Source organism: Streptomyces sp. NPDC047042, assembly GCF_040644035.1.
Taxonomy (GTDB): Bacteria; Actinomycetota; Actinomycetes; order Streptomycetales; family Streptomycetaceae; genus Streptomyces.
Window position 1 is genome coordinate 17,561 of record NZ_JBEYVP010000061.1, and the last position, 13,580, is coordinate 31,140.

Annotated in this window: 11 protein-coding genes and 1 tRNA gene; 4 read left to right on the plus strand and 8 right to left on the minus strand. The window is 70.6% G+C overall.

Annotation, left to right across the window (positions count from 1 at the left end; genetic code table 11):
- The first annotated feature begins 2 nt into the window (after positions 1 to 2).
- Positions 3 to 761: a hypothetical protein gene (locus ABZ855_RS44330; protein ID WP_360818381.1), complete on the plus strand. Its 759-nt coding sequence runs from the start codon at positions 3 to 5 to the stop codon at positions 759 to 761.
- Between the two features lie 234 nt (positions 762 to 995).
- Here the strand turns inward: ABZ855_RS44330 and ABZ855_RS44335 are convergent.
- From ABZ855_RS44335 to galU, 7 genes are all read right to left on the minus strand, one after another.
- A tRNA-Ala gene (locus ABZ855_RS44335) sits at positions 996 to 1,069 on the minus strand.
- 148 nt (positions 1,070 to 1,217) lie between these two features.
- Positions 1,218 to 2,480: a gephyrin-like molybdotransferase receptor GlpR gene (gene glpR, locus ABZ855_RS44340; protein WP_360818384.1), complete on the minus strand. Its 1,263-nt coding sequence runs from the start codon at positions 2,478 to 2,480 to the stop codon at positions 1,218 to 1,220.
- Positions 2,481 to 2,666: 186 nt separating this feature from the next.
- Positions 2,667 to 3,272, minus strand: a complete 606-nt coding sequence (locus ABZ855_RS44345; RefSeq protein ID WP_319209359.1) for a GNAT family protein — start codon at positions 3,270 to 3,272, stop codon at positions 2,667 to 2,669.
- A gap of 26 nt (positions 3,273 to 3,298) precedes the next feature.
- Positions 3,299 to 3,847 carry a MogA/MoaB family molybdenum cofactor biosynthesis protein gene (locus ABZ855_RS44350; RefSeq protein ID WP_360818387.1) on the minus strand — a complete coding sequence of 183 codons (549 nt, stop codon included), beginning with the start codon at positions 3,845 to 3,847 and terminating at the stop codon, positions 3,299 to 3,301.
- A complete protein-coding gene (gene moaC / locus ABZ855_RS44355; RefSeq protein WP_319209269.1) occupies positions 3,844 to 4,326 on the minus strand; it encodes a cyclic pyranopterin monophosphate synthase MoaC in 483 nt (160 codons plus the stop codon). Before moaC ends, ABZ855_RS44350 begins: the two co-directional genes overlap by 4 nt.
- Before the next feature lie 82 nt (positions 4,327 to 4,408).
- On the minus strand, positions 4,409 to 5,731 hold the full coding sequence (gene glp / locus ABZ855_RS44360) for a gephyrin-like molybdotransferase Glp (RefSeq protein ID WP_360818391.1): 1,323 nt from the start codon (positions 5,729 to 5,731) through the stop codon (positions 4,409 to 4,411).
- Between the two features lie 5 nt (positions 5,732 to 5,736).
- Positions 5,737 to 6,639, minus strand: a complete 903-nt coding sequence (gene galU / locus ABZ855_RS44365) for a UTP--glucose-1-phosphate uridylyltransferase GalU (RefSeq protein WP_360818394.1) — start codon at positions 6,637 to 6,639, stop codon at positions 5,737 to 5,739.
- A gap of 110 nt (positions 6,640 to 6,749) precedes the next feature.
- On the opposite strand from galU, the gene ABZ855_RS44370 reads away from it, so the two are divergent.
- Positions 6,750 to 7,358 carry a 5-formyltetrahydrofolate cyclo-ligase gene (locus tag ABZ855_RS44370; protein WP_360818396.1) on the plus strand — a complete coding sequence of 203 codons (609 nt, stop codon included), beginning with the start codon at positions 6,750 to 6,752 and terminating at the stop codon, positions 7,356 to 7,358.
- Between the two features lie 63 nt (positions 7,359 to 7,421).
- Here ABZ855_RS44370 and ABZ855_RS44375 read toward each other — a convergent pair whose 3' ends face one another.
- On the minus strand, positions 7,422 to 10,178 hold the full coding sequence (locus ABZ855_RS44375; protein WP_360818399.1) for a penicillin acylase family protein: 2,757 nt from the start codon (positions 10,176 to 10,178) through the stop codon (positions 7,422 to 7,424).
- 199 nt (positions 10,179 to 10,377) lie between these two features.
- Here ABZ855_RS44375 and ABZ855_RS44380 point away from each other — a divergent pair, with 199 nt between their 5' ends.
- Both ABZ855_RS44380 and ABZ855_RS44385 read left to right on the plus strand, forming a co-directional pair.
- The gene (locus tag ABZ855_RS44380) at positions 10,378 to 11,943 is read left to right on the plus strand and encodes a potassium/proton antiporter (protein ID WP_360818402.1); all 1,566 of its coding nucleotides are present in this window, start codon (positions 10,378 to 10,380) and stop codon (positions 11,941 to 11,943) included.
- A gap of 386 nt (positions 11,944 to 12,329) precedes the next feature.
- Entirely contained in the window at positions 12,330 to 13,577 is a 1,248-nt protein-coding gene (locus tag ABZ855_RS44385; protein ID WP_360818458.1) for an MFS transporter, read from the plus strand.
- The last annotated feature ends 3 nt before the right edge of the window (positions 13,578 to 13,580 follow it).

The following is a 13,580-nucleotide window of genomic DNA, read 5'->3' on the forward strand; positions in this document are numbered from 1 at the left end:
TAGTGAACATCCACGCCACCACCGGCGCCGACGACAACACCGTCCGCGCCCCCGGCGAACAACTCCGCGAGAAGATCAAGGCCCGCGAGCCGTACCACTTCAAACTCAAGCAGGGCCCCGACGCCCACGGGGCGATCCGTGCCATGTGCCCCGCCAGCGGCCCCTGCCCGTCGGTCAACTGCGCCCGCCACGACCGCCTGCACCCCCAGGCCCACACCACGATGCCCGCCCGGGTGATCAACCTCGACGCCCCCCAGCTGCGCACCGCCCACGCGGCAGCCCGGCCGACGATCCACAACCCCGACGCCGAACGCCTCGCGCCGCCGCCAGCGGATGCCCTGCCTCCGGCGTGCGTGGGTGGCTCCTTCACCGTGCCCGCTGACTCCGAGGCCGCCGACTGGCGTCTGGCCAAGTACCGCCAGGACGTCCACTACCTCCACACGTCCTGGCTGAACGCCTACAGGCCCATCCGCAGCCACAACGAAGGGGCCAACGGCCGCCTCAAGAGCGGAACGCTCGACATCGGCAACCCCAAGCACCGGCCCGCTCACGGGCAAGTCGCCCAGGCATTCCTCCTCGCCGTCATGCTCACCGTCGCCAACCTGAGAATCCTGGAGACCTGGCTCACCGAACACGCCGGGCCCGACGAACTCACCGACGCCGACTACGACGCCACCGGCCCCCTGCCTCCACTCAGCACCCCGGCCACCGCAGCGCCGGCCGACGGCCCCGGGCGCCATCCGCCACCACGCCCCAGCTGACACCAGGCCCGTACGACAATCCCGGCTCATCCACGCACGCCGATCGCCCCACGGTCCGGCGTGCACACTCATGCCCACACGCAGACAGGCAGCCGTACGACGGCCGACAGACCGCCCCGACGTGCGCACCCAGACCTCCCAACAAGCCCTGAAACGACGAAATCCCGCCCGATCAAAATGATCGGACGGGATTTCGTGAACCGTCTACGAGCTAACTCGTGAACGGCCTTGCGGTGGACCTGTGGGGATTTGAACCCCAGACCCCCTCGATGCGAACGAGGTGCGCTACCAGACTGCGCCACAGGCCCTTGCAACGAGTGAAACTCTAGCATCCCGATCCGGGTGCTCGGAAATCCGTTCCGCGTCGGTCGGGCGAGGTCGCCGCACGCGCCCTCACCTGGCCGGACGGCGGCCGGGAACAGCCCCGGAGCCCCCGGCGCAACCGTGTGCCGCTCGCTACTCGTTGGCCGCCCGGGGCCGCTCGCCGTCCTCGTACTGGTCGAACAGCGGGGTGCGGCCCCGTTCGCGGGCCCGGCGGGCGGAGGCCGCGCGGCGGGCGTCGGTGCGGCCGTCCGAGTCCTCCCCGTCGGTGTCGGCGTCGGTGTCGGACTGCGGTCCCGAGGACAGGGCCGGCTCCGCTTCCGTCTTGTCCTCGGTCACCGTCGACTCGTCCGCCGGCGACTCCGACTCGCGGCCCACCGTGCTGGACCGCGCCGAACTCCAGGCGTCCGGTGCGCCGAGGTCCACCTCGGAGGTTGCCCGGGGGGCGACCGGTGCGGTCACGTACGTCGGCAGTGGCACCGGGACCGGGTCCCAGCTGTCGCCGTGGCCGGGGCGGCGCTGGCGTTCGCGCTGCTGGTCGACCCACTCGGCGTGATCGGTCTGCTCGACGAGCGCACGCCGGTCGGCGGCGAGCGCGGACAGGCCGGGGTCGGTCTCCGGCTCCGGGTGCTCGTCCTGCTCCTCGGCGCCGGGGTCGGTGGACGGCCGCCGCCGGGGCTGGCGTTCACGCAGTCGCTGGGCGGCGAGCTCGGCCTGGCGCCGGTCCATCTGGTAGGCGAAACGGCGCCGTTCCTGCGTACGCAGATAGGCGATGTATCCGCTCAGCATGATCGCCGGGACGGCGGGGGCCCAGAGCAGGGCGAGGCCGCCGACCGCCGCGACGATCGCGCCGAGCGTGAAGGCGAAGAAGAGCATGACGGTCGTACGCCGTCGGCGCGCGAGCACCTTCGAGCGCCGGGCGCGCGCGGCGGCTTCCGCCGAGGTGCCCGCGCTACGGCGAGCCGCCGGTACGCGCTCGCGCCGCCGTTCCCTCGCCGGAGCCGACGCGTGGGCCTGCGCCTGCTGCTGCTCGCGCTTGGGTGCCCTCGGCTGTTCCTGCGCCGGCGCCGACGACTGCTCCTGCTGGGCCTGTGCCTGTACCTGGGCCTTTGCCTGGGGACGGGTCGGGGGCATGGCGAAGGCCCGGACGTCCACCGAGTCGGTGACACCCTCCGGGTCCACGGCGCTGTGCTCCTCCTCGTCGGTGGAGCGCGCCCGCAGGTCCTTGGCGTACCGGCGCTCCATGCCCGCCCGTCCGGACAGGAGCCGGATGGCGGTGCTGAAGCGTTCCGTCGGACGAGCCTCGTTCAGCTCGTCCTGCCTACGGAGCCACATCGGCACCAAGTAGGCGGCCCAGGCCCCGACAATGACTGCGTAGATGAGGCCGCTGCTGCTCACGCCTCACACGGTAGAGGGGTTTGCGTGAGGCCATCTGCCAATTGAGCCGGTGTGTCGCACGATCTGGCTGATATTTCGAGCTTTTTTTGTGATCGATGCGATCAGCGGGTCATCGAGGGCGCCCATTTGGCCCCCCAAGTCGATCGACAACCGCCCCTCTCGATTACTTTCGAACACTTATTCAATTTACGCTGGATTCCGCGGCGTCCTCTGGGATCGTGCCCGCTGCCAGCGGCTCAGCAACCCCTCCGGCACCTCTTCCGCGGTGAGCGCGAAGACGAGATGGTCGCGCCAGGCCCCGTCGATGTGGAGATAGCGGGGTCTGAGGCCCTCGTCACGGAATCCGAGTTTCTCCACGACCCGGCGACTCGGCCCGTTCTCGGGGCGAATGCAGACTTCGATGCGGTGCAGTCCGACCGTACGGAAGCAGTGGTCGACCGCCAGTGCGACCGCCGTGGGCATCACACCGCGACCGGCGACGGCCTCGTCCACCCAGTAGCCGACATGGCCCGAGCACATCGAGCCCCAGGTGATGCCGGCGACCGTCAACTGCCCGACCAGTTGCCCCTGGTACTCGATGGCGAACGGCAGCATCCGGCCCGCGTTCGCCTCAGCGCGCAGATGGCGGACCATCTGGCGGTAGGTCGGCCGGTGGGCGATCGGGCCGCTGGGCGTCGGCGGCGGGATCGTCGCCTCCCAGGGGCGCAGCCAGTCCCGGTTGCGCCGGTTGATCTCGCGCCAGGTGCGCTGGTCGCGCAGCCTGACGGGCCGGAGGACGACATCGCCTTCCACCAGCTCCACGGGCCAGGACGGGCTGTTCAGCTCGCACCCCCGCTGGTCTTGCCGGGTCTGGAGTGATCGCCGCCCCGGATCTGGTCGACTGCGTGCTTCAACAGGGGCTCCAGGACGGCCAGTCCGTCCTTCACCCCGCCGGTGGAGCCCGGCAGATTGACGATCAGCGTGCCCTTCGCGACTCCGGCGAGCCCGCGCGACAGCGCCGACGTGGGCACCTTGTCCCGGCCGAACGCCCTGATCGCCTCGGCGATGCCCGGGACCTCCTGGTCGAGCACCGCGCGGGTGGCCTCCGGGGTGCGGTCGGTGGGCGAGATGCCCGTGCCGCCGGTGGTGAGGATGACGTCGTACCCGGCCTCGACACCGGCCCGCAGGGCGCTTTCCACCGGGTCGCCGTCGGGCACGACCCACGGGCCGTCGACGGCGAAGCCGAACTTCTCCAGGCCCGCCGCGAGCAGGGGGCCGCCCTTGTCCTCGTAGACGCCCGCCGCCGCGCGGTTGGACGCGGTCACGACCATGGCGGCGTAGGGCGCGAGCAGCGGGCCCCCGAACCCGTCAGGCAGCGTCGGTGTCATGATCTGCTCCAGGTGCCCGACTTGCCGCCGGTCTTCTCCTCCACCCGTACGTCCGTGATGACCGCTCCCTTGTCGACCGCCTTGACCATGTCGATCACGGTGAGCGCGGCGACCGAGACCGCCGTGAGGGCCTCCATCTCGACGCCCGTGCGGTCCGTCGTCTTCACGGTGGCCAGGATCTCGACGGCGTCGTCCGCGACCGACAGGTCCAGTTTCACACCCGACACCGACAACGGGTGGCAGAGTGGGATGAGGTCCGGGGTGCGCTTGGCGCCCATGATGCCCGCGATCCGCGCGGTGGCCAGGGCGTCTCCCTTGGGGACGCCCTCACCGCGCAGCAGTTCGATCACGCGGGGCGAGACGAGGACCCGGCCGCTGGCGCGGGCGGTGCGGGCGGTCACGTCCTTGCCGGACACGTCGACCATGCGGGCGGCGCCCGTCTCGTCGATGTGCGTCAGTCGTTCGTCCTGCGTGCTCATGTGCTGCGGCGCTCCCGGTCGGGCCTGTTGTGCGCGACACGGTACTCCCCACGCACGCCCTTCAGCCGCCCCCGCCCGCCGCTCAGCCCAGCAGGACGACCTCGACCTCGGCCCCGGGCTCCACGGACTCCTGCGCCTCGGGTACGACGATCAGCGCGTCGGCGTGGGCGAGAGCCGCGATCAGATGGGATCCGGCGCCGCCGACGGGCCTCACCCGGCCGTCGGCGTACTTGGCGCGCAGGAACTGGCGGCGCCCGGAAGGCGAGGTCAGCGCCTTGTCCGTGTCCAGGACCGCTCTGGTCGTGGGCCGGTGGATGTCGGTGAGACCCATCAGGGCACGGATCGCGGGGCGCACGAACAGTTCGAAGGAGACGTACGACGACACCGGGTTGCCCGGCAGGGCGAGCAGCGGGGTGTGGTCGGGGCCGACGGTGCCGAAGCCCTGGGGTTTGCCGGGCTGCATGGCGAGCTTGCGGAAGTCGACGCCGGCGCCGGGTTCGTCCTCGTCGGAGACGTGCGAGAGGGCTTCTTTGACGACGTCGTAGGCGCCCACGCTGACGCCGCCGGTGGTGACGACGAGGTCGGCGCGGACGAGCTGGTCCTCGATGGTGGAGCGGAGGGTCTCGGCGTCGTCGGCGACCGCGCCCACACGGTAGGCGATCGCTCCGGCGTCGCGGGCGGCGGCGGTGAGGGCGAAGCTGTTGGAGTCGTAGATCTGGCCGTTGCCGAGCTTCTCGTCGGGCTGGATCAGCTCGCTGCCGGTGGACATGACGACCACGCGCGGGCGCGGGCGCACGCGTACGGTGCCGCGGCCGATCGCGGCGAGCAGGGCGATCTGCGGCGGGCCGAGGATCGTGCCCTCGGCGAGGGCGCGGTCGCCGGAGCGGACGTCGCTGCCCTGGGCGCGCACGTGCGCGCGTGCCGGTGCGGGGCGGTGCACGCGTACCTGGCCCTGGGCGCCGTCGGGGTCGGTGCTGCGGGCGCGCATCCCGGTGACGGGTCCCTCACCGAGGCCCCCGTCGGTCCATTCCACGGGGACGACGGTCTCGGCTCCGGGCGGCAGGGGGGCGCCGGTCATGATGCGGGCGGCCTGGCCGGGGCCCACGTGGAGCAGTCCGTCCTGGCCGGCCGCGACGTCGCCGATGACCGTGAGGGCGGCCGGGTACTCCTCGCTCGCGCCCGCGACGTCCGCGACCCGGACCGCGTACCCGTCCATGGAGCTGTTGTCGAACGGCGGCAGGGAGACCTGCACCGTGACGTCCTCGACCAGGACGCAGCCCTGGGCGTCGAGGAGTTGCAGCTCGATGGGTTCGAGGGGGCGGACGGTCGCGAGGATGTCCTCCAGGTGTTCGTCCACCGACCACAGGTGGTCCTGGCCGGTGGTGCGGGGCGCGGCGCTGGTCAACGTTGCTACATCTCCTCGGCTACGTAACTGCGAAGCCAGGTCCGGAAGTCCGGGCCCAGGTCTTCACGTTCGCATGCGAGTCTGACAATGGCACGCAGGTAGTCGCCACGGTCCCCGGTGTCATAGCGGCGGCCCTTGAAGACGACGCCGTGCACGGGGCCGCCGACCTTTTCGTCCTGGGCGAGCTGCTGGAGGGCGTCGGTGAGCTGGATCTCGCCGCCGCGGCCGGGCTCGGTCTGGCGGAGTATGCCGAAGATGTGCGGGTCGAGGACGTAGCGGCCGATGATCGCGTAGTTGGACGGGGCGTCGGCGGCCTCCGGCTTCTCGACCAGGCCGGTCACCTTGACGACGTCGCCGTCGTCGGTGGTCTCGACGGCCGCGCAGCCGTACATGTGGATCTGCTCGGGGGCGACCTCCATGAGGGCGATCACACTGCCGCCGTGCTGTTCCTGGACCTCGACCATGCGCTTGAGGAGGGGGTCGCGGGGGTCGATGAGGTCGTCGCCGAGGAGGACGGCGAAGGGTTCGTGGCCGACGTGCGGGGCGGCGCACAGGACGGCGTGCCCGAGGCCCTTGGGGTCGCCCTGGCGGACGTAGTGCATGGTCGCGAGGTCGCTGGACTCCTGGACCTTGGCGAGTCGCGCGGCGTCGCCCTTCTTCTGAAGAGCCGACTCCAGCTCGTAGTTGCGGTCGAAGTGGTCCTCGAGGGGACGCTTGTTGCGTCCTGTGATCATGAGGACGTCGTCGAGGCCGGCGGACACGGCCTCCTCGACCACGTACTGGATCGCCGGCTTGTCGACGACCGGCAGCATCTCCTTGGGAGTGGCCTTGGTGGCCGGCAGGAACCGGGTGCCGAGGCCTGCTGCGGGGATGACAGCCTTGCTGATCCTGGGGTGCGACTCAGTCATGCGGGCAACCTTAACCGGTGCCTTTGGGCTGATTCTGTGGCTTGGATCAACTGGCACTCATATCGGCATATGAAGCACATGAGAGCACCGGAAACGATAGTGGGAGAGCCATGGGGGCAGAGCCGGACAAGCGGACATTGCGGCGCGACTTCCTCGCGGTGCGAGGCGGATTGACGGCCGCCGACGTCCAGGAGGCGGCGACGGCACTGGCCGCCCGCGCACTCGACCTGCCCGAACTCGCGCACGCGCGCACGGTGGCCGCGTACGTCTCCGTCGGTACCGAACCCGGCACCCGCACACTCCTGGACGCCCTCCACGCGCGCGGGGTGCGGGTGCTGCTGCCGGTCCTCCTCCCGGACAACGACCTCGACTGGGGCACGTACGCCGGGGAGGGCTCCCTCGTGGAGGTGCGGCACGGCGGGCGGATGGCCCTGCTGGAGCCGGCCGGCGAACGCCTCGGCGCGGACGCCGTGACGAGCGCAGACGCGGTCCTGCTGCCCGGCCTCGCCGTGGACGACCGCGGGCTGCGGATGGGGCGCGGCGGCGGCTCCTACGACCGGGTGCTGGCCCGCCTGGAGCGCGCGGGCGCCGATCCGGCCCTGGTGGTGCTGCTGTACGACTCCGAGGTGGTCCCCCGGGTCCCCGCCGAGCCGCACGACCGGCCGGTGCACGCGGTGGTCACCCCGTCGGGGGTACGCAGGTTCCGTACCCGCCCCTGAAGCGGAACCGGCCCTCCACGCGTGCGTGGAGGGCCGGTCTGGGACTCGGGGACTACCGCGGGCTCATGACGGCTTCAGGACCAGCGTGTCGCTCGTGCTGTCGTCGACCGCCTTGTCCGTGAAGGACCAGTCCAGCAGTTCGCCCTTGACCCAGTCGCTCGTCTGGTCGGTGTAGTGGTCGCTGAAGGCGTGCCCGGAGGCTCCCGTCAGGTTGATCCACTTCGACTTGTCGAGGTCGCCGAGGTTGACCACCATCCGCATCGACGGCACCCAGACGACGCCGTAGCCGCCTGCCGCGTTCCAGCCGGTCGCGTTGACGGTGGCCTCGCCGCCGCCGAGCTTCCAGGGGCCGCGGTTGAGGATGTACTGCACGAAGCCGGGGCCCTCGGTGCCCAGGGTCTGGTTCTTCAGGAACAGGCGGTGCAGCCTGCCCCAGCTCCAGGTGTCGATGTCCTTGCCGAGCTTGGCGGTCAGCTCCCAGCGGGCGTCGGTCATGGCACGCGCGAACAGCTGGTCGCGGTTGGTCGCGGCCTTCTCGGTGCGGGTCTTCGGCGTGCTCCACCAGTCGTTGTTCTCGTCGTTGATGATCTTTCGGACCACCTCGAACCAGCGGTCGCCGCCGTCCGGCTGCGCCTGGTCCGCGTCCCGCTGACCGCACTCGAGCACCGGCTGGTCCGCGTCGGCGGGGCCGGTGGTGTTGACCGGCTTGACGTACAGGCACTGGCCCTTGACCCGCACCTCCTTGGGCAGCTTGTTGCCGAAGGCGAGCTTGAGGATGTTGCGCCAGACCGAGTTGAAGTAGGCCGCCGCGGCGGAGTCGGGGTCCTGGGTGTAGTCCCAGCCCACGAGGAGTTTCTGCGCCTCACGGACGTACTTGTCGTCGACGTCGATCGCCAGCAGCTTGGGCACCAGCAGCTTGGCGATCTCGCTGCTGTTGTCCAGCTGCATCTGGCGCATGTCGTCGGTGGAGATCTTGCCGCCGCCCTTGATCTTCGAGGTGATCAGGTCGGCGATGCGCTGGCTGCGGGTGCCGTAGCCCCAGTCCTTGGTGAGCGTGTAGGGGTACTTGGCCTGGTCGACGACGGCCTGGTTGGCCGTCACGATGTAGCCGCGCCTGGGATTGAACTCAAAGGGCAGTTCGGACTGCTTGAGATAGCCGGTCCAGCGGTACTTCGAGTCCCAGCCGGGCATCGGGACCGAGCCGTCGTCGCCCGCCACGCGCGTGGGGATGCGTCCCGGCAGCTGGTAGCCGATGTTGCCCGTGGTGTCCGCGTAGACGAGGTTCTGCGAGGGCACGTCGAAGGAGGCCGCGCCCTTGCGGAACTCGGTCCAGTTCGACGCCTTGTCGATCAGGAAGACGGCGTCCATGGAGGTGCCGGGCACGAGCGCGGTCCAGCGCAGCGCGATGCCGTAGCCGTCGCCCCGGTCGGGGGCCGCGGCGTCGACGGTGGCCTTCTTGCCGACCTTGACGAGCTCGTCGTCACGGTCGGACAGCAGGGGCCCGTTGTCGGTCTCGCGGACGACGATCGTCTTGGACGCGCCGCCCGCGACCTTGATGGTCTCCTCGCGCGTGACGAACGGCTTGGTTTTGCCGTCGACCAGGTAACCGTCGCCGGAGAGCTTCTCCAGGTAGAGGTCGGTGACGTCGGCGCCCGAGTTGGTCATGCCCCAGGCGATGCTGCCGTTGTGGCCGATGATCACACCGGGCATGCCCGCGAAGGTGTAACCGGAGACGTCGTACTGGCACTTGGCGGAGACGCTGCGGCAGTGCAGGCCCATCTGGTACCAGACCGACGGCAGCGACGGCGACAGGTGCGGGTCGTTGGCCAGCAGCGGCTTGCCGGTGATGGTGTGGGCGCCCGCGACCACCCAGGAGTTGGAGCCGATGCCGTTGCCGTTCACCCCGACGGCCGTCGGGACGTCGTCCAGGACCCGGTAGAGGCCCTCCAGCTGGCTCTGGTAGGCCGCGGAGTCGGCCGCCGAGGTTCCGGACGCACCCGAGGACGCCGACTGCGTGCTCGCGGCGCTGCCGCCCTGCACGAAGGTCTGCGTCGCGGCGTCGTAGGCGCCTTCCTGGACGATCGGCTTGTTCCGGCTGTACGGGTACTCCGGGTACAGGTCGGCGATCTGCTTCGGGCCGAGGCGGCTGGTCAGCAGGGAGCGGTCGATCTCGTCCTGCATGTTGCCGCGCAGGTCCCAGGCCATCGCCTTCAGCCACGCGATCGAGTCGACCGGGGTCCACGCCTGCGGCTTGTAGTCGTTCTCGAACCCGAGGGCCGCGTACTCCAGGGAGATGTCCGCGCCGTCCTTGCCGTCGAGGTAGGCGTTGACCCCCTTGGCGTAGGCCTGCAGGTACTTCTTCGTGGCGGGCGACAGGGTCTTGTCGTACTCCTCCTTGGCCACCCGGTCCCAGCCCAGGGTGCGCAGGAACTCGTCGTTGTCGACCTGCCCCTTCCCGAACATCTCGGAGAGCCGGCCCGACGTCATGTGACGGCGTACGTCCATCTCGTAGAACCGGTCCTGCGCCTGGACGTAGCCCTGCGCCATGAACAGGTCCTCGTCGGAGGACGCGTAGATCTGCGGGATCCCGTAGCTGTCGCGCTTGACGTCGACGGGCCCCGACAGGCCCTGGAGGGAGATCGAGCCCTTGGTCTGCGGGAAGGAGGCCCGGACGGTACTGACGGACCAGTACGCGCCGTAGGCGAAGCCGCCGATGATCGCCAGAACCAGGACGATTACGAACAGTCGGGCTCTGCGCCCCTTCTTCCTGCCGGACTTGCCCGGCTTGTGTCCGGAAGAGCTGGTGGTGGTGGGGGGCATCGCTGTCCTTGCTGTCCTAACGCGAGCGGCAGGCGGTACTGGAGTGCTGGAGCAACCATAGGCGCAGGGCCCGACGCGACTTGACGCGGAGTCGGGTACGCGAACGGACGGGCGTTCGATCATGCCTCTGGAAGCGTCAAGAAATCGTCAAGAGTTAGGTAAGGTAACAAAGTACTTGGGTACGCGGTGGCCTCACTTCGTGTCCGATGTACGTGACCCGCGCGCGTGCCGCGCCCGGGCCCAGGAAGGGAACGGCCCGCTGACTGTCCACCACCTCAACCAGCTCCTGCTCGTCTGCTCGCTCGTCCTCCTCGTCGCTGTGGCAGCGGTTCGGATCTCCTCGCGCAGCGGGCTCCCCAGCCTGCTCGTCTACCTGGGGATCGGCATCGCCATGGGCCAGGACGGCATCGGCGACATCCACTTCGACAACGCCGAACTGACCCAGGTCATCGGGTACGCGGCCCTGGTCGTGATCCTGGCCGAGGGCGGACTCGGCACGAAGTGGAAGGAGATCAAACCCGTCCTCCCCGCCGCCTCCACGCTGGCGCTGGTGGGGGTCGCGGTGAGCGTGGGGGTCACCGCGACGGCCGCGCACTACCTGGTCGGGCTGGAGTGGCGGCAGGCGTTCATCATCGGCGCGGTGGTGTCCTCGACGGACGCGGCGGCGGTGTTCTCCGTCCTGCGGAAAATCCCCCTCCCCGCGCGCGTGACGGGCACCCTGGAGGCCGAGTCGGGCTTCAACGACGCACCGGTGGTCATCCTGGTCGTCTCGCTGTCCACCGCGGGCCCGGTCGAGCACTGGTACAAGCTACTGGGCGTCATCCTCCTGGAACTGGCCATAGGCGCGGCCATAGGCATCGCGGTCGGCTGGCTCGGCGCCTGGGGCCTGCGGCACGTGGCCCTGCCCGCCTCCGGCCTCTACCCCATCGCCGTGATGGCGATCGCGGTCACCGCCTACGCCGCCGGCGCCCTGGCCCACGGCAGCGGTTTCCTCGCGGTCTACCTGGCCGCCGTGGTCCTCGGCAACGCCAAGCTGCCGCACTGGCCGGCCACCCGTGGCTTCGCCGACGGCCTCGGCTGGATCGCCCAGATCGGCATGTTCGTGCTGCTCGGCCTCCAGGTCACCCCGCACGAGATGGGCGACGACATCTGGCCCGCGCTCGTCATAGGCCTCGCCCTGACCATGGTCGCGCGCCCGCTCAGCGTGATCGTCAGCCTGACGCCGTTCCGGGTCCCGTGGCAGGAGCAGACCCTGCTGTCCTGGGCCGGGCTGCGCGGCGCGGTGCCCATCATCCTGGCGACGATCCCCATGGTGAGCGGCGTCGAGGACAGCCGTCGGGTCTTCAACATCGTCTTCGTTCTGGTCGTCGTCTACACCCTCGTCCAGGGCCCGACGCTCCCCTGGCTGGCCCGCGAACTGCGCCTCGGCAAGGGCGCGGAGGCCGCCGACCTCGGCATCGAGTCCGCGCCCCTGGAGCGGCTGCGCGGGCATCTGCTGTCGGTCGCGATCCCAGAGGGCTCCAAGATGCACGGCGTCGAGGTGGGCGAGCTGCGGCTGCCGCCGGGCGCCGCCGTCACCCTCGTCGTCCGCGATGAAAAATCGTTCGTTCCGCTGCCGACGACCATCCTGCACCGCGGCGACGAACTCCTCGTGGTGACCACCGACCCGGTCCGCGACGCCACGGAACGACGGCTGAGGGCCGTCGGACAGGGCGGCAAGCTGGCGCAGTGGCTGGGCACGGGCGGCAATGGAGCAGGCCGCTGAGGGACGCCGATTCGTTTCGAGGGTGTTTCTTATCGTACATTCGACCGGTTCGCCACTCCTCGGGATGAGATGGCGTCCCTTCCCGCACGAAGCGTCCGCAGGAGCCAGTCATCACCGGTAAGTTCAGCGTGTCCGACAGCGAGACCGTCGGGCCTACCGCCGGACGGGCGGAAAGTGACGCCGGTGGAGGCCCATGTAAGACCAGTTCCCCTCGGGGAGGGGCAGGGGCCTATGAAGCAGGAACCCATGGTCGTGTCGCCCAGCGGCACGGACCGAAATCGTCTGCCCGGCAGGCGAGGACGTCAACAGGCAGCGGAAAGGCCAGGGCTGCCTCATCCAGGGTCACTCCCGACCAACAGGGTGATCGTCCGGGGTACAGGAACCTCCTGCACACCCCGGGCGCCTGGCATTTCCTGCTCCCCGGCTTCGCCGCGCGACAGCCGTTCGCGATGCTCACCATCTCCATCGTGCTGCTCGTCCAGCACACCACCGGCTCCTACGGGACCGCAGGCGCCGTGGCCGCCGTCACCGGCGTCTCCATGGCCCTGTGCGCGCCCTACGGGGGCCGTCTCGCCGACCGCCACGGCCAGCGCGCGGTCCTCGTCCCCGGCGTCACCCTGCACGCCCTGGCCGGCCTCACCCTGACGGCGCTGGCGCTCACCGGCGCCCCCCTGTGGACCCTCTTCGCCGCGGCGGTGCTCACCGGCGCCTCCACGCCCCAGATCGGGCCCATGGTGCGCGCCCGCTGGGCGACGAAGCTCCAGGACTCGCCCCTGATGCCGACGGCGGCCGCCTTCGAGTCCGTCACGGACGAGCTGACCTTCGTCTTCGGCCCCCTCCTCGCCACCGCCCTGTGCACCGCCGTCGACCCGGCGGCCGGCCTGGTCACCGAGGCCGCGCTGACCCTCCTCGGCGGCCTCCTGTTCGCCGCGCAGAAGAGCACCCAGCCGCCCGTCGCCACCGCCGGCCCGCTCGGCGGACCGCACGCGCGCGTGGAGCACGTCTCCGCCCTGCGCGTGCCCGGCGTACGCGTCCTGATCGTCGCCTTCCTGGGCATCGGCGCCGTCTTCGGCGGTATGCAGGTCTCCCTGGCCGCGTTCAGCGAGTACACCGGCAACCCCGGCCTCAACGGCGTCCTGTACGGGGTCTTCGCCGCCGGCAACATGCTCTCCGGCCTGGTCTGCGGAGCCGTCGCCTGGCGCATGGCCCCGCAACGGCGCCTGGTCGTCGGGTACACGGCCCTCGCGGTCACCGCCTCCGGCCTGTGGACGGCTCAGTCCGTGCTGACGCTGGCCGGACTCGGCCTCCTCGTCGGCATGTGCGTCGCGCCCGCGCTGATCACCGGCTACACCCTCGTCGACGGTCTCGTCCCGGCCGGCGCCCGCACCGAGACGTTCACCTGGCTGACCGGTTCGGTCGCCCTCGGCCAGGCGGCGGCCGTCACCGTCGCCGGCCGGCTGGAGGACAGCCTCTGGGACGGCGCCGGGTTCCTGGTGCCCATGGGGGGCACGTTGCTCGCCCTCGCGACCCTCCTGGCCCTGCGGTCACGGCTCGCATCAGGGGCGACGACCCACCCCGTGAGCCGGACCGTGACACGTGGCGTCCATCACCGCGTGCCGGTGACAGTGGACTGATCC